A 17,988-nucleotide genomic window follows, 5' to 3' on the forward strand; every position below is an offset into this window, starting at 1 on the left:
AACACTATTTTTATGGGTTTGTCTTTTATGGGTTTGTCTTTTATGGGTTTGTCTTTTATGGGTTTGTCTTTTATGGGTTTGTCTTTTATGGTTCAATTAATTATACACTTTCATTTTTGGCTGAACTTCAAATAAACTACGTGTTGCTTCACGAATTTTTTGTGCTACATATGGATTATTCATGGTATATAAATGAATACCATCTGCACCTTGAGCAACTAAATCAACAATTTGATTAATGGCATAGGCAATTCCTGCATCGCGAATGGCTTCTGGATTATGTTCATAACGTTCCATCATTTTTAAAAATTTAGGCGGTAAAGTAACGTTAGACATTTTTACCATGCGCTCAATCTGCTTTTTATTTACTACTGGCATAATTCCTGCTTGGATTGGCACATCAATGTTCGCAATATCGCATTTTTCTTTGAACGTATAAAAGTATTGATTGTCAAAGAAAAGTTGCGTAATCAACTGGTTCGTTCCAGCATCGACTTTACGTTTTAGATTTCTGATATCTTCTACTGAACTGGCGGCATCCCCATGTGTTTCTGGATAGCAAGCACCAATAATATTGAATTCTCCTTGTTCATGAATGAAGGAAACCAAATCGTTCGCATATTCAAAATCTTTTTTCGGTTCTTTATTTGGTAAAATATCTCCTCGTAAAGCCAAAATATTTTCAACTTTCTTCTGCTTCAATTCTTTCAAAATCGAGAGAACTTCTTCTTTTGAAAAATTTACAGCAGGTAAATGTGCAACGCTTGGTAAAAACTGTTCATCTTGAATTTTTTGTGCAATATCTGCAGTACTTAAATTATCTCCTGTTCCGCCAGCACCTAACGTCACACTAATAAAATCCGGCTGCTGCCCCTTCAATCGATCTAACGTGTGATAAATCGTGTCAATTGATGCCGTTCGTCTTGGCGGAAAGATTTCATAAGAAAAAACAGTTTTTTCCCTGAATAAGTTATCTGTCCTCATCTAAACCCCTCCACGTACCTTTTTCGCTGCAAGTACTAAGTTTTTCAAACTAGCTTCTGTTTCTGGTACACCCCGAGTTTTTAAGCCACAATCAGGATTGATCCAAACTTTTTCAATCGATAATTTATTTAGAATATTATGAATTGTTATTTCGATTTCTTCCACTGATGGTACACGAGGTGAGTGGATATCATATACACCTGGCCCTACTTGTGTTTGGAAGTTAATCGCCTTTAATGCATCTAAAATATCTAAACTTGAACGAGAGGCTTCAAAGGAAATAACATCCGCATCCATATTATCGATATCTTGGATAATATCCGAAAATTCGCTATAACACATATGAGTATGAATTTGAGTCGTTGGTTGGACTTTACTATGAACAAGTCGAAAAGCCGGTATTGCCCAATCTAAGTATTCTAAATGCCAGTCTGTTTGGCGTAATGGTAATTTTTCACGTAAAGCTGCTTCATCGATTTGGATGATTTCAATACCATTCGCTTCTAAATCTAACACTTCTTCTTGAATCGCTAATGCCAACTGCAATGTTGATTCTCTTAGACTAATATCCTCACGAGGAAATGACCAGTTTAAAATCGTTACAGGTCCTGTCAACATGCCTTTCATCGGCTTATCGGTTAGCGTTTGAGCATATTTAGAGTAAGCTACAGTGATTGGTCTTGAGCGAGAAATATCACCCCAAATGATTGGCGGCTTCACACAACGAGTTCCGTATGATTGAACCCAAGCTTTTTCGGTAAATAAATAGCCATCAAGACTTTCACCAAAATATTCCACCATATCATTTCGTTCAAATTCACCGTGAACTAAAACATCCAACCCGATTTCTTCCTGAAAGGCGACACATTCAGCGATTTTTTCCTGATTAAAAGCAGTATATTCAGCTTCAGTGATTTCACCTTTTTTGAATTTTGCACGGTTTTGTTTGACTTCCTTTGTCTGTGGGAAAGAGCCAATCGTTGTCGTTGGCAATACTGGTAATTTTAATTTATTTTTTTGAATACTTGCACGTTCAGCCAATTGCGGTAAACGAACAAAATCTTTTTCCGTCAAAGCGGCGACTTGTTGAGCGACTTGCTCATTTTTAGAAAAACGATCTTGATTAAACAACGCAATATTAGCAGTCAATAACGATTGATTTTCCACTTTACTTCCGACAATTTTCTTTAAATCATTTAGTTCAGCTAATTTTTCCACGGCAAAAGCGAAATGATCCTTTTCTTCTTTTTTCAATGCAGATTCATTAGCGATTGTAAATGGCACATGCAGCAATGAACAAGATGTGTTCAATACAACTTCACCTAACGACTGGATTTTTTCAAGAAGTGTCAATGTTTCCTGATAGTTGTTTTTCCAAATATTTTTTCCATTCACAATACCAGCAAATAATAACTTGTCTTCTGGAAAACCATACTCTTCTAGCAAGTTGAGTGTTTTTCGACCTTCAACAAAATCTAAACCAATCCCGTCAAAAGGTAATTCAACTAACTCCTGATACGCATCTCGAACGTCTCCGAAATACGTTTGTACGAGTATTTTTAGCGCTCCTTTTTTAGCTAATAATTTTTGATATAGTTTCTTAAATTGCTGAACTTCTTCGGGAGTTAAATCTAAAACTAAGGCAGGCTCATCTATTTGAAGCCATTCACAGCCAAGTTGCGTTAGTTTCTGGATAAGTTGCCCGTATGCTGTAATCGCAGCTTCATAAAAATCTTCTGCCTTTTTCGCTCCATGATAGGTAGCTAATTTCAATAAGGTAAATGGGCCAAGTATCGTTGGACGTGTTTTAACGCCTGCCTCTTTTGCTTCATTAAAAGCGGTAAATAAGCTATCGCCAACCAATTTCAGTTCTGTTTCATCATCTATTTCAGGAACCATATAATGATAGTTGGTATTAAACCATTTTTTCATCGCTAAAGCCGTGACATCACCAGCCTCACCTTGATATCCTCGAGCTAATGAAAAATACGTTTCTAATGGTGGTAATTGTAATGTTTGGTATTTTTTAGGTACGATATTCAATAAAACTGCTGTGTCTAATGTTGTATCAAAAAAAGAAAAATCTCCACTTGGAATGAAGTCGATTCCTTGATTGACTAAAAGCTGCCAATGTTTGTTCCGCAAGTCTTTCCCTACGGCTTCTAATTCTTTTGCTGTAATTTCTTTTCTAAAATATTTCTCTGTTGCAAATTTTAACTCTCTCAATTCTCCCACTCGTGGGAACCCGATAATTGATGTTTTCATACGTCTCCTCCTTTAAAAAGGTATTTCACCTACTCTACCACAGGAAAGAAATATAGAATAACACTTATTTTCTATCGCTTAATATAGTTTCAAACTATATTAATATGTATTCCACAAAAAGAGGATGATTTCGTAAAAATAAGAAATCATCCTCTTTTTCAACTAATTTTTATTGTTCAGCTAAAAATGCTTTTGCTTCTTTGTTTACAGCTTTCAAATCAATTCCTTGTTTTGTAGCAGCAAACATACAGCCACAGTAACATTGACGATAGACATCATATTCTTGACATAACTCAATCGATCGTTTGTACCCATTGTTCTTCTTAAAATCACTTGGTAAATAATTGGTTGCATAGAATTTTTGAATATCAATCCCAATCTCATTAATTAATTGACTGTTTTTCTTTGGGGATAGTGTTAATGCACTACCAAAATAATCATATCCCAATTCCTGTGCCTTTTCTGCAACAATATCCAAACGCATTTGGAAACAGGCCGAACAACGTTTTCCGCCTTCTGCTTCTTCTGTCAGCTCTTTTTCCTGAACCATTTGAATGAATTTATTTGGTTCATAAGGTGCAGCTAAAAATTGCACTTGATTGTTTGTTCGTTCATTGAAGTCCTCGACAAATTTTTTCTGAACGATTTCTCGGCGCTGATATTCTGCTCTTGGATGAATATTGGAATTAGCAAAGAAAATCGTTACATCTGCGTATTGAGTTAAATATTCAAGTGTATACGTACTACAAGGAGCGCAGCAACTATGAAGTAAAATAGTTGGACGTATAGCTGATTTTCCCCATTCTGCAATGACCTTTTGCAGTACACGATCATAATTAATTTTTTGATTTGGAGACATCTTCTCCGTAATTTCTGTTAAGTTTATCAATGCTTCACCTCCAAATATAGTCAACTGAGTTGATTTACTCTTTTACAGTGATTTAACCAGAGCTGTTTTTATGATTTAAAAAGAACTGGCTAAATACTTATTTTCTTTTTGATAGCAGATAATCTATTCTAAGGTTTTATTGGTACCTATCTTTTACTTAATCCTAGCTGAATAGGATCTTCACGTCAATCTTATTTAAATCATTTCTATTAGTACAATTCCTTTGTATAAACAAAAAATGCCCCCAAAGAATATCAACCATTCTTTGGAGGCTTAATATCTTTATTTACTTGTCTTAGTTACTTTAAAATAATCAATGTGTGCTTGTTCATAATCCATCACTTCAATTATAAATCCATCAACTTCAACCTGATCACCAACGGCAATCTGATTGTTTTTTTGTTCCACAACAAAACCAGCCAATGTAGACATATCTGAATCTCCAAATGAAGTGATTTTAACTTTAAAGAACCGTTCAAAATCATCAAGGGTAATTTTCCCAGAAACGATGTAAGAATCCTCCGATGTTTTAGAAATCAAGGCATTTTCCAAATCTGTTTCATCCCGAATATCTCCGACTAGTTCTTCCAAGATATCTTCGATTGTTACCATCCCAGTTGTTCCGCCATATTCATCTTTTAAGATGGCAATATGCTTGCCTTCTTTTCTCATCATTGTCAATAAGGTTTTTATTGGAATTGTCGCTAAAGCAATGATTGGTTCTTCCACCATTTCGCTGACTTTTTTCTGGTCATTTATAAATGATTCTTTAATCAGCGCTGGTAAAGCAACGTATCCAAGCACATTATCTTTCGATCCTTCAGTGACAGGATAACGGGTATGTCCGCGCTTTAGAGAATGCTGGATTGCTTGTTCTACCGTTTCATCTGACTCAAAAACTTCCATAGATGTCCGATCAACTTGAATATCTTTTGCTAATGTATCATCAAACTCAAAAACATTTTCCAAATATTGATATTCTTCTTTTGTTAGTTCCCCTTTTTTATAGGAATCATCTGCTACATACAATAACTCTTCTTGAGTTAACGTTTCTTCTCCTTCAGATACTAATCGAATGCCAAACAATTGACCCAATTTAGCTGCTGAATGATTTAATAACCAAATAAATGGATACATCACTTTATAGAAATAATGGAGAGGCTTAACAACTGCCAAAACCACTTTCTCTGGTTGAGCGATACTATAACTTTTAGGAAATAATTCTCCTACCACAACCACAACATACGTGACAATTACAAAACCTAATACAATGGAAATTGTACTGCTGATTGCACTACTGATTGGCAAATCACCTAACAATGGATGCAGCAGTGCCGCTACTGAGCCTTCTCCTACCCAACCAATAATCAGCCCTGTCAAAGTGATACCTAGTTGACTTGTAGATAAATAGGCATCTAAGTGATGTGTGACATGAATAGCCAATTCCGCATTTTTTACTCCATCTTTTTTTAACTGCTCCAATCGTGACATCCGAATTTTTACTAATGCAAATTCACTGGCCACAAAAAATGCAGTAATTGCAATCATTAAAAGTAATATTAAAAAATTTATTGCAAGCATTTTTTACACCTCGTCTTTTCTTTATTCATTTATCATTATACTTGTCCTTCCACAATAGTGCGAACAAGAGCTGTTAAATCTAAACAAAAAATCTCTAAGTTCTTGTATCAGACTTAGAGATTTTTCATTTATAATATAGCTTTTCTTTCCCTTAATCTCGTTTTCCGGGTATCACCAATGATTAATGGAACAGATTCGTATTTCACTTCACTGTACTCTAAACCAAACCAATTTTCCGGAGACGTCGTTCTTTTTTTGATGGCTAATTTTAATTGCATGATTTGACGATCCCATTTTTTCAGTTCCGTTACTTTTGATAACTCTTCTTGGATAATGATAAATTGGAAATCGCCCACTTCACGACCAGGTGTTAATGAATATTTCTGTGGTTGTTTAGGTAAACGTCCTTCTTTCATAAGATCATGAACGATTTGACGAATATAAACATTGACTTCTTGAGCTACATGGAAACCAAGATAAAGTTGAACTTGAACAATAAAATCTGTGTCCATCATATCAACAGTATATTCTTTCGTAAATGGTTCATCCGTTACTTCAACGTTAACAAACCAGTAAACATTCGCTCTTTTTGGCTGTTTATCTAAAATCGAATAAATGATTTGACGTCCGATTTCGTCCCCAATTTTATCTGGTGTCATGAAAACCACATTTGTTTGAGATTTTGGAACTGTCGGATCATCTTTTAGCATTCTTAATTGTTCTACGTAATGTTTAAGTGGAACAGTATCAGATGTTTTCTCTTTGATAATATTGCCCCATTCCCAAATCGTCATGACAGACAAGATTAGTAAGGCAATGCCTACAGCAACATACCCACCGTGGAAGAATTTCGCAATACTTGAGACAAAGAAGATAGATTCAATACTTCCAAAGAACAACGTAACCAAATAAGCAACCCAACGTGGAGCACCTTTTTGCAATAGATAAAACATCAGTAAAATAGTCGTCATAAGCATAGTTACAGTGATTGAAAGACCATACGCTGCTTCCATATGAGTGGATGTTCTAAAGGTTATGACAATCAACGAACAAACAATCCATAGCATCATGTTAACTGCTGGAATATACATTTGACCAATATTCGCACCTGGATAGATGATTTTTAATCTTGGTAGTAATTTTAATTTGATTGCTTCTGAAACTAATGTAAATGAACCTGAAATCAATGCTTGAGAAGCAATTACCGCTGCAACTGTTGCAAAAACAACACCCATTAGCATAATACTATTTGGCATCATTTGGAAAAATGGGTTCAAATTTTGTATCGCCAATGTTGTTGGATCATTTTTAACGTTTAAGATCCAAGCAGCTTGACCTAAATAGTTAAGAATTAGACAAACCTTGATATACGGCCAACTAGCTCGAATATTATGTTTCCCAACATGACCTAAATCAGAGTACAATGCCTCTGCACCTGTTGTTGCCAAGAAGACATTTCCTAATACAAATATCCCTAATTTGTTATCAGGACTAAGCAACAAGTGAATCGCATAATACGGATTCAAAGCTCTAAGTACTGTCCAGTCCTGCCCAAAATTAATTAGCCCCATCACACCTAAAAAAGTGAACCAAGCGAACATGATTGGGCCAAAAGCCTTACCAACAGCATCCGTACCAAAACGCTGAACAGAAAACAAGATAAGAATAATCACTAATGTAATAATAACGATAATATTTTGGTTATTACCAAATCGGTCAAAGAAAACAGGAATTCCCCTTAGACCTTCAATAGCTGTAGTAACAGTTACTGCCGGTGTCAACACCCCATCAGCCAGCAATGCCGCTCCACCAATCATCGCGGGAATGATTAGATACTTCCCTTTTCTACGTACCAATGTGAATAAAGAGAAAATACCACCCTCACCATGATTATCTGCATTTAAAGCAATGACAACATATTTGATTGTCGTTAGAATCGTTAATGTCCAAAAAATCAATGATACCGCACCAATAATGAAACTTTCTGACACATTTTTAAGACCACCATTGTCTCCAACGATCGCTTTCATTACATACAGCGGACTTGTTCCAATATCACCATAAACCACACCCATTGCAACCAATAATCCAGCAGCGGTCAATTTCTGATGATGGGAAACTTTTGAATTCTCTACCACAAAATTCTCCTCCTAAATTTAAAAGCTGAGCAGGCTCGATCAGCTCTGATTGAAAAATAGAAAAATTAGAGAGTGATGTTTTTTGTCACTATCGAATTTTATCTTTTTTCTGAAGAGCTAGCCTGTGAAGCTAGATAATGCGAAAGCTGAGCAGGCTCGGTCAACCTCGAATGGAAAATAGAAAAATTTGAATGTGACGCTTTTGGTCACAAACAGATTTTATCTTTTTCCCGAGAGGTTAGCCTGTGAAGCTAGATAATGCGAAAGCTAAGCAGGCTCAATCAGCTCTGATTGGAAAATAGAAAAATTAGAGAGTGACGTTTTTTGTCACTATCGAATTTTATCTTTTTTCTGAAGAGCTAGCCTGTGAAGCTAGATAATGCGAAAGCTGAGCAGGCTCAATCAACCTCGAATGGAAAATAGGAAAATTTGAATGTGACGCTTTTAGTCACAAACAGATTTTATCTTTGTCCCGAGAGGTTAGCCTGTGAAGCTAAATATTAAGACAAAGACAACTTCATCCTAATCTCTTAAAAAATAAAACAAGAGACCTAAGTGAAACGCCACTTGGCCCTTACACTTAGGTCTCGCAATTATCATTCTTAGACATCCGTGCTTTCACACTTGATGTTGAACTAAAATATGCTGTTGCTTCCCTAAGGCTTTTACTTGGCTATCCAAATAAAAACATCGGTCGTGATTTTCATTTTATTAAAGAAAACTAAACTTAAAAAAAAATTAAAACAACTGATTTTGATAACAACTATAATACTCCTTCACCATTTTAGCAAGTCTTTTATGTAAATAATTTCAACAGTATTTTCAAGCAAATCTTTCACCTGTCTAAATTTTATAAAAAGAAACGGAAAAATGCTGAAAAACCAAGCATTTCTCCGTTTCTTTTACTCTACCTCTTCCTCTGGTGAGTAATGGAATTTAATCATCTCATTTACAAAAATCGGTATGATTGATAATCCCATTACCAATAACCAATGATTAATGCCAATCGGAACTAAACCAAACAACTCTTGTGTGAATGGCAGTAACGCAATTACTGTTGTAATAATAATTGCCAAGACAGCCATTTCAAAAAGTGATTTGTTCGTTGATAATTTTACTCTAAAAATTGATTCCGTACTTCTTACATTGAAAACATGCAAAATCGATGAATACGCTAAAATCAAAAAGGCTACCGTTTGACCAATTTCGTAACTTGCCTCGAAAAAGTAAGAGACAGAATCAACATTTGCACCTAAATAAAATCCAAACAATGTAATGACAGTAAAGACAAAGGCATTGATTCCAATTTTCTGCCATAATCCTCGGGCAAAAATCCCTTCATTTCTAGGAATCGGCGGTTCATCCATAATCCCATGTTCCGCTGGTTCTTTTCCTAAAGCAAAACCTGGAAGACCATCTGCAACAACGTTAACAAACAATAATTGAACAGCAGTAAATGGTGCTCCCCAGCCAAGCAACATAGCAATCAAAACAATAAATATCTCTGAGATATTACAACTCAGTAGAAAGTTTACCGCTTTACGAATGTTTCGATAAACAGCACGACCTTGTGCCACAGCATCAACAATTGTTGCAAAATTATCATCAGTTAAAATCATATCCGCTGCACCTTGCGCTACGTCAGTTCCCGTGATTCCCATGGCACATCCTACATCACTTGCTTTCAAAGCAGGCGCGTCGTTAACCCCGTCACCTGTCATTGCAACAACAGCACCTGTACGCTGCCATGACTTAACGATTCGAATCTTATCTTCTGGGGTAACACGAGCATAAACAGACAATGACTTCACTCGTGAATCCAATTCTTCATCTGACATTTTTTGTAGTTCGGATCCTGTTAAAGCTTCACTTTTATCTTTTAAAATCCCTAATTCTTTAGCAATCGCACCAGCAGTTACGACATGATCTCCTGTGATCATAACTGTTTTGATACCAGCTTTCTTCGCTCTGGCAATTGCGCCTTTACTTTCAGGTCTAGGTGGATCAATCATACCAACTAATCCTAGCAAGCGCAGATTCTTCTCTAAAGCCTCTGAAGTGATTTCTGTAGGTTCTTCATCATAAATCGCATAACCTACCGCAATCACCCGTAAAGCTTTTTTCCCGAAACGATCATTCACTACAGCAGCCTGTTCAACATCACCAAAACGAAAACGAGTCAGCAAAACATCAAAAGCGCCTTTAGTAACTGAAATATATTTTTTCCCCATTTTATGAACAGTGGTCATCATTTTACGCTCTGAATCAAAAGGGATCTCACCGATTCTTGGGTATTTTTCTTCAAGTTCAGCTTTAGTATGATAATTCTCCTCTACCGCACGAACAATTGCCGCTTCAGTAGGATTTCCTTGAATAACTAAATCATCTCCATCTTTGTCAACGATAACATCTGTACAAAGTGAAGCCATTTTTAATACTTCCATTGCTTCGTCAGTCATGGCATCTTCGGTATCAGTTACTTCATCTCCACGAGACCAAACACGTCTGACCCGCATTTTATTTTGTGTCAGAGTCCCTGTCTTATCTGAACAAATCACATTAGCGGTTCCAAGCGTTTCTACAGCTGGTAAGCGACGAATAATCGCATGTTTTTTCGCCATCTTCTGTACACCATATGCTAATGTCAGCGTAACAATTACCATCAGTGTTTCAGGTACGGCTGCAACAGCCAACGACACTGCTGTCATAAACATTTCCAGCATCGGTTCCCCTTGCAACTCACCAATAATAAATACGATTACCGCTGCAGCCAAAGCAATCAAGCTGATTCTCTTACCTAACTGGTTCAAACGTTTTTGCAGTGGTGTTTGCTGAGTCACGTCATCATTCAACAATCCAGCAATTTTCCCCATCTCAGTTTGCATGCCTGTCGCCGTAACAATCGCTCTACCACGACCGTTAGCTACAGTACAACCTTTAAAAATCATATTTAGTTGATCGCCAAGAGGTGCATCTTGCTTCCCTATGTACGCGGAATCTTTTTCAACTGGCTCGCTTTCTCCAGTCAGTGCCGATTCTTCCACTCTAAGCTGGCTTGCTTGAATCAGACGTGCATCTGCTGTAATCATGGAGCCTGACTCTAGTACAAGTACATCGCCCACAACAACATCTTCTGCATCAATGGTCTCAACTTTACCATCACGTAAAACTGAGCTACTTTGTTTGTTCATATCTTGCAATGCTGATAACGATTTTTCTGCATTTCCTTCTTGAACGATCGCTAATACGGCATTAATGATCACAATGGCAATAATCAAAATTCCTTCAAAATAATCACCATGATCTGTCGCAATCGCTGTGTAAAATGAAATAGCTGCAGCAACTAATAAAATAATTGTCGTAAAATCAGACAAACTATGTAAAAACTTTTTTAGTACAGAGTCTTTTTTAGCTTCGTGAAATTTGTTAGCCCCATATTCAGCCAATCGCTGTTTTACTTCTTGTTCCGTTAATCCTTGTTCTTTATTTGTTTTCATATCTTTGATAACTGTTTCGATAGGTTGTTTGTATACTTCCATCCTATCCCCCCATTCTTAATTTTTCCTTCTATTAATATAGTATCTATATTCACTATACCATGTTTTTTTTTCAAACTTCAATAGATATGGCTAAATTTTTATTTTTCTATTAGTTTTTTAGCTAATAATAGTAACCTTAATTAAAATTAAGTACCTCTACAAGATCTTTTACTTGAAAACGCTTTCTTTATATGGTACTATGTTTATAGAAGGAAGGAGGAAAAGTCAGTTTTATTGAAGAATTTCTCGAAGCATGAAATGAGTAGACACAAAATTGTTAACAAAACACGATTCACCTTTCAAAAAAATTATATGTGCAGAGTATAAAAACCACAAAAACATCTTTAAAAATAGTGAATATGTGTGAAAAATTGGAAATTTAGTCAAAAAAACACATATAAAGATAGTTTGATTAAAAAAATTTTTAATAAAGAAAAGTAGATAATGTTATGAAAGCAAAATTTGGTTTATGAACAAGAAATTCAACTAATTACTTTGCATGTGTAACCAAAAGTAAAAAAAATGTCATTCAATAAACTGATTCCTTCCAGAAACACAAGCCAAGCTAATCGAGAAGCTTGGCTTTTTCGTTGCATGATATTTGTAAGTGAAAGTAAGATATGGTATAGTGACTATGCGCTTTTTATTTGATACATAATTTTAGACTATTGGAGGGATTTGCATTGCCAAAAAAGAAGAACTCATCTTTTGAGAGTTCCATTCACGTCTACAGAGCCATGAAACGCATGACCCAACAGGAACTTGCTGATAAGGTGGGAGTATCTAGACAAACAATCATTCAGTTAGAAAGAAATAGGTATAATCCTTCCCTTTTACTGGCTCACGACATAGCAGACGTCTTCGAAGTGCCGATTGAACAAATCTTCACTTTCAAGAAATTGACTGAAGACGAGCAAACGAACGAAGAAACCGACTAACGGAAGGAAAGGATAAATTATGACCGAATCACTAAAATCTTTTTTTGATAACTTGCCTGTAAATCACTGGAGTAGTTTATTGATTATGGCACTTTCTTTGGTATTTATCATCTTCTCAATCTATTTTTTCTTTAGCAAAGAAGGGAAAGATGAACGTGGGAAGAAAATTATTTCAACAGCAAGTTTCATTTCTTTTATTGTTACCATGGTTCTACTATTCACTTTAAGTAATTTGTTTTATGAAATTGCTTCTTACAGTAAAATTTCATACTACTGGATATTAAACTTAACAGTATTAATTATATCTGGAACTGAAGCGTTTGGTATAATGATTTTAAAGAAAACTATCTAAAATAAAAAAGAACTAGTAATAAATACTAGTTCTTTTTTCGTTATTTATCTTGGCCAGCAAACAATAACAGACCAACCGCCAACAGTATTGGCAACGATTGTTTCTGATCTGTCTACAGTATCCTCAGAATTTTTACATCTTTCAAATGAAGCTCCTACTACTGCATCCACTTTTTTTAAGTCCTTTGCTGTTTCCATTTTTTCAATTGATAATTTTCTCATGATATTATTTCTCCCCCTTGCGTTAATAATTAAATTATAAAGTGTTATCCTAAATAAGTAAAGTTCTTTTTTCAGATTGTGTCAGTTAATGAATAGAAGGGATCGAACATTGAACGAATCGTATGCTCGCAAAAGCTGGTAACCAACACCTGATAACCCACAAAAAAGGCTGACAGGAGTACTTTCTGGATCAGATTTTAATTTAACAGCCTCATCTCTTAATAAATAAATATTATTTAAATGATTATCTGCATTTCCATACGTACCATGACACAAACAAGCCTCTATTAACTCTTCATTCTTTGTTTTTTTAATTTTTTCATCAGGTAAAGAGAGGTTACTCAATTGACAAACTTCTTGAATTCCCATTAATCCACGACACCATGACATATTCGGTATTTTCTCGGTTTCAAGTTTCTTTTTAAATTTTTCTTGATACCAGTTAATCTTCTCTTCAACCTCAATGTTTTTAAGTATTTCATTAGCTTTGATTAAACCATATAGCACACCAGCGTATCCATGAGCAAAACTGTTATCTTCCATTTCTTGACACTCTAACAACTGTGCATAATGTAAAAGTAGTTCATACGCCTCTTCATTTTGAAAGGTTTGATATATTGCTGCTAAAACAGCTAGCAAACTAGCTTTCCCATAAAGCCACTCCTCCAACTGACTCTCTTTTGACCTAGGAGCGTTTTTTAGCGCTTTTAAGCTGTGTTCCATATATATTCGATGTTTATCATCCTTAAGCAAGTTCCTCCCGTAAAAAGCGACTGTCAGGCGCATTCCTTCATCGAAAAAGGCACTTTCATACGTATTTTGTTCGTCTTCCACCAAGAATAGTTCTTTTTCCAATAAATTGATCACGTCTTGATAACCTGTTTTAGGGATAAAATAGTTCAAATAAACGAAAAATAAATACACACCACCACTGCCATTATAAAGATCTTTGCCAGGATAATTAATACCTATTTCATCATTAGATTCAGGAAGAACTGACATCCACTCCACTTCACTAACATCTTTATTTAAAGCAAGTTGCTCCATAATTCTATCACCAATATCTGCAGCTTTTTGCAATAAAGGCTGTTCAATTGAGCTATTTCTTGATGGAATAACTATTTCTTGTTCTTCATATTCTAACGTGCCTAAACTCTCTTTCAACAAAAGATAAGAAAAGTTGCTTGTTGTTTCAGTAATTTGCTCCATATGTGCAACTGTATCTTGTAGAGGAGTCTTTTTTAATAGTTTAGCTATCTCTTGACCGTCTGTATAGACGTTTGTTTCTGAAGTATTTGCTGTAAATAAAGGGACATCATGGTCCTCCATCGCTTGAACTTCAAAAGGAATTAGTTCTTTAGGAATAATTTTGCTAGCCCAAAGATTTTCAATAATTTTTTCACGTTCAATGTAATTAGACATACACTCAGTATGCAATGTATAGTGCAGTAAATTTCCATAGTCCTGTGTATCTCTATAAATCAAACGAATCGTTTTATCAGCAAATAATTCTTTGACTTTTTCAATGAATATTATTTTATTTTCTAGTAAAAGTTGATTCATGTCTTTAAATGCAGCTTGAATTACCTCACAGTATAATTGATAGTCAACTTCTTCCCCATCTAGACGAGGAATATTTTGAGCACCTTCCAAATATGCTTCTTCTAGTTGGAAAGCGACCTCGCTAGATTGTTCATTTCTTAGTTTTCTAACTTTTTCAGGTAATTTTTGTTTTGTGCCAGACAGAGCATCCATCTCTAGTTCTCGTTTCCATTGTTTTTTTTGTGGTAATAAACCGGAAACGATCACAGAATGCTTTTCTATTCTGGTTTGTTTCGATAATTTTTTTGATAAATTAAACATCTCTGGGCGAATCAATGTTTCTACATCAATCAACACTGGATATGGACCATGAGCAATCAAATTTTCCATATGTAAATCTGTTGCCCCAAGCCAATAAACAATTGCTAGAAGTTGACCATAATTTTTATAAAAGCTCGTCACTTCTGTTTCATCTTTACATTCTTGATAAGTGACTTTTTCTTCAATCGTATAGGTCGGTTGAATGATTCGCTTGATTTTATAAAAAGATGTTGCTGGATTCAACTCTTCGATATATCCTAACAACTTGTTAAAGCCCTCACCTATTTCTAAATTCTTATGTTTAAAAATCAGCTGTGTCTCCTGTACTTGAAACTGAATGACTGTTTTTCCACGGTCATGACTATCTCCTTGTCCTAACTTTATTTCAGTTAGCTCAAACGGTTTTGATAAAGCAAATGTCTCAGCTAATTGTTCTGCTGAATCACTTAATGAAGAAACAACTTCCTCCATCATTTCACAAGCAAACATCAGTCTTACCGCAAGAAGTTTAGCCAGCGTTGGATACTCCCCGTAAAAAAGATAGGTTCGCTGTTTATCTCCAAGAAATTCTTCGATATATTTAGTAAACTCTTCCTCTTTTGATTCTGCTTGCAATTGATATTCTTCAACCATTTGATGAACATCCCATACTAATGTTTTTTGCGCTAAGAAAAAGAAATCATCTCTTAGTTGTTCCACCAATTCATCAATTATTTTTTCAGATAGCTGAATCATTGGAAATTGTAGTAAAATAGTCCGAATATGATTTTTATAATAATTTGTATGAAAACGCAACGCCGCTTTTAATCCCAATTCTTTGACTGGAACTTCACTTGTAAACAAGTATTTATGCAACTGGAACCAGTCACTTTTTTCAATAGTTGGCAATAATAATTCTGCTCGTTCTTCAGTGAATGGCAAAAGCCCTCTACTAAACGTACGTTCATTTAACTGGTAATACTGAAATATTTTTTCATAGTCAGCAACTTTTAATAGGCTTTTACGTGCTTGCCATTGCTTTAAATAGATCTGTTCATCTTCTACGCTAAGATCTTTCCAATCTTGGATTCTTTCTGAAATGTTTGTAGCATATGTATACGTCAAATCTTCACTCATTTTTTTCTCTCCTTCAACTTCGATCCTCTCTTTAATAATAATAAAAAAATAGTAGAAATACTATGGTAATTTTATTTAAGTTTTATTCTGATAAAAAAAGAAATATCTAAGACAAGGAACAAGCAGTTTTTGTCTTAAATATTATAATGAAAAAAGAACTTTATCGCTTACCTAACTTCATTATCAGATTATATTTAGCTTCATCAATTTCCATTAACAGATTCATAACATTGCTGTAAAAAAGCTTTATTAATCAGATAATCTTTAGGTGCCAGTAGATAAACTCCGGCAGTTAACCAATCGGACTGGGAAACATCAAACCGCATCATACTATGAGCAGCATTTTTTATTTTAAATACGGTCAATAATTCTTTAGGTAGTATTTTTGAATATATTTTTTCAGTATCGTTTATGTCTACATTTTGATCATGATCAGCGAGTACCAAGTCTACCGGCACGCGAATTTTTTTCAAATCTGACTGAACATCTGCATCAAAATTTTTTTTAATAAAATTCCAACGATCTTTTGACATCGGTTGTCGTTCTGATGTACTCGTTAAATATTCTTCATAAGAAGCATTCTTTTTCAATAATGCATTCACTCGCTCTTCCTTTTTTAAAGCTTGCTGTATTTGTTCTTGCGTTTTTCCTGCCTGTTTTAATTTTTGAGTTGTAAAATAGGTGTTTTGATCCAACCAATTGACTGCAGGTGAAACTAGCATTACTTTAGAAATCGGTACTTTCCTTTGCCCAGCTACTTTCGGTACTACCCAACCGCCTTGACTTACTCCCCACAGAATAATCTTATTGGTATTTAGATCAGATTGTTTCATTGCCCATCGAATCACCTCTGTGACTTCATCTGCCCGATCATCCATCGATTGATTTAACCAATTTCCAACAGAACCAGACACTCCTGGTTTCGACCAAGATATCGTAGTAAATCCTGCTTTGGCGAATTGTTCCATCATCGGTTTATAACCGCCATCATTTGTAGCGTTAACTGGTGCATCACCATGAACCAACACTACGATTCCTTTAGATTGACGTTTCACTGGTTTGGTCAAAACAGCTGAAAGCTTCCCTTTCGGTATTGAAATCCATAGTCTTTTTTCCAACATATCATACGTATGTTCATACCAAATAAAACTGCCTACAACGATAAACAAACAGAGTAAAAACAATAAAATTTTTTTAAAGAAATTCATTTTTATTAACTCCATTCCATCAAAATTCAACTGGATTCATTTGCCAACTAGATCCAAATAAAGTTTTTTTACACTAGTAAAAGTACAATTTTAATACGTCTAGTAGCGCTCACCCTTTCATCAAGACAAAAGACTGTAATTCATATAAAAGTTTATCATTCATTAAAACCGAAGAATAGCTGGTTTCTTTAATAACGATTTTAGAATTCCCCAAAAATAGCTGCTCCATTTCCTTACTAAAGATGTCGATTTCTTCTAACAGTTCAGACTCTTCTTTTATCCAGACTTTCTTTACCAAATAATCACCAGCTTGCAAGATAATTTCTTTTGAACACTCATCTTCAATACAAACATCAATCTGCTGACCATTAATAAAATAATACAAAGAATCAGAAAATAAAGAGTACGGGCTTCTAATATCTTTTATCGTTTTAAAAAATTCTGACAAATTTAATGTTTCGCCTAACGGATAAGAATAAATTTTACTCAGTCTTCTTTCTGTAAAACTGGAATATTCTTTCTCGTTTTGCTGAATTTCTGATAGTAGACTCTCAATTTTCTTTTTAGCGTAAACTAGCTTTTGAATCTTTTCTTCTGTTGCTTCTAATGTTTCTTTTAAGGTTTCTTCAGCAAAAATGGTATCTCGATTCGTTACAAATTGAGTAATTTGAGCCGTTGATAAACCTAGGTTCCTTAATAATAAGATATTCGCCAATTGATACACTTGGTCCATTCCATACTTATGATAGCCATTATCATCTATAAAACCAGGCGTAAGCAAACCTTTTTCTTCGTTATATCGTATTTTATGTTTAGAAATCGCCATTAGTTCAGCTAATTGTCCCATAGTTAAATACGTTTCTATATTGATCCCCTTCTTTCCTCTACTTTATC

Annotated in this window: 12 protein-coding genes; 2 read left to right on the forward strand and 10 right to left on the reverse strand. The window is 35.0% G+C overall.

All coding sequences use genetic code 11. The annotated features are described in order from the left end of the window. Nucleotides 1-96: 96 nt before the first annotated feature. The 6 genes from metF to AC4BB2_RS11205 all read right to left on the reverse strand — a co-directional run bounded on the left by metF (nt 97) and on the right by AC4BB2_RS11205 (nt 11,396). The gene (gene metF, locus AC4BB2_RS11180) at nt 97-984 is read right to left on the reverse strand and encodes a methylenetetrahydrofolate reductase [NAD(P)H] (RefSeq protein ID WP_490473006.1); all 888 of its coding nucleotides are present in this window, start codon (nt 982-984) and stop codon (nt 97-99) included. Beyond that, on the reverse strand, nt 985-3,249 hold the full coding sequence (gene metE, locus AC4BB2_RS11185; protein WP_490473007.1) for a 5-methyltetrahydropteroyltriglutamate--homocysteine S-methyltransferase: 2,265 nt from the start codon (nt 3,247-3,249) through the stop codon (nt 985-987). A gap of 169 nt (nt 3,250-3,418) precedes the next feature. Next, nucleotides 3,419-4,138, reverse strand: a complete 720-nt coding sequence (locus AC4BB2_RS11190) for an epoxyqueuosine reductase QueH (protein ID WP_490473008.1) — start codon at nt 4,136-4,138, stop codon at nt 3,419-3,421. Between the two features lie 282 nt (nt 4,139-4,420). Beyond that, nucleotides 4,421-5,719 (reverse strand): hemolysin family protein, encoded by a 1,299-nt coding sequence (locus AC4BB2_RS11195; RefSeq protein ID WP_490473009.1) that lies wholly within the window; start codon nt 5,717-5,719, stop codon nt 4,421-4,423. A gap of 128 nt (nt 5,720-5,847) precedes the next feature. After that, on the reverse strand, nt 5,848-7,857 hold the full coding sequence (locus AC4BB2_RS11200; protein ID WP_490473010.1) for a KUP/HAK/KT family potassium transporter: 2,010 nt from the start codon (nt 7,855-7,857) through the stop codon (nt 5,848-5,850). A 902-nt stretch (nt 7,858-8,759) separates the two neighbouring features. Continuing rightward, nucleotides 8,760-11,396: a calcium-translocating P-type ATPase, PMCA-type gene (locus AC4BB2_RS11205; RefSeq protein ID WP_490473011.1), complete on the reverse strand. Its 2,637-nt coding sequence runs from the start codon at nt 11,394-11,396 to the stop codon at nt 8,760-8,762. 683 nt (nt 11,397-12,079) lie between these two features. Here AC4BB2_RS11205 and AC4BB2_RS11210 point away from each other — a divergent pair. Continuing rightward, nucleotides 12,080-12,334 carry a helix-turn-helix transcriptional regulator gene (locus AC4BB2_RS11210; protein ID WP_010762625.1) on the forward strand — a complete coding sequence of 85 codons (255 nt, stop codon included), beginning with the start codon at nt 12,080-12,082 and terminating at the stop codon, nt 12,332-12,334. A gap of 19 nt (nt 12,335-12,353) precedes the next feature. Then, nucleotides 12,354-12,686 (forward strand): hypothetical protein, encoded by a 333-nt coding sequence (locus AC4BB2_RS11215; RefSeq protein WP_490473012.1) that lies wholly within the window; start codon nt 12,354-12,356, stop codon nt 12,684-12,686. A gap of 44 nt (nt 12,687-12,730) precedes the next feature. Here AC4BB2_RS11215 and AC4BB2_RS11220 read toward each other — a convergent pair whose 3' ends face one another. From AC4BB2_RS11220 to AC4BB2_RS11235, 4 genes are all read right to left on the reverse strand, one after another. Further along, entirely contained in the window at nt 12,731-12,907 is a 177-nt protein-coding gene (locus AC4BB2_RS11220) for a hypothetical protein (RefSeq protein WP_490473013.1), read from the reverse strand. 81 nt (nt 12,908-12,988) lie between these two features. After that, nucleotides 12,989-15,886: a type 2 lanthipeptide synthetase LanM gene (gene lanM, locus AC4BB2_RS11225; RefSeq protein ID WP_490473014.1), complete on the reverse strand. Its 2,898-nt coding sequence runs from the start codon at nt 15,884-15,886 to the stop codon at nt 12,989-12,991. Nucleotides 15,887-16,089: 203 nt separating this feature from the next. Continuing rightward, nucleotides 16,090-17,094, reverse strand: a complete 1,005-nt coding sequence (locus AC4BB2_RS11230; protein ID WP_490473015.1) for an alpha/beta hydrolase family protein — start codon at nt 17,092-17,094, stop codon at nt 16,090-16,092. Between the two features lie 109 nt (nt 17,095-17,203). Then, nucleotides 17,204-17,941 carry a MerR family transcriptional regulator gene (locus AC4BB2_RS11235; protein ID WP_490473016.1) on the reverse strand — a complete coding sequence of 246 codons (738 nt, stop codon included), beginning with the start codon at nt 17,939-17,941 and terminating at the stop codon, nt 17,204-17,206. Nucleotides 17,942-17,988: the final 47 nt, after the last annotated feature.

This window comes from Enterococcus sp. AAFC-DPL-5146, from assembly GCF_058216635.1.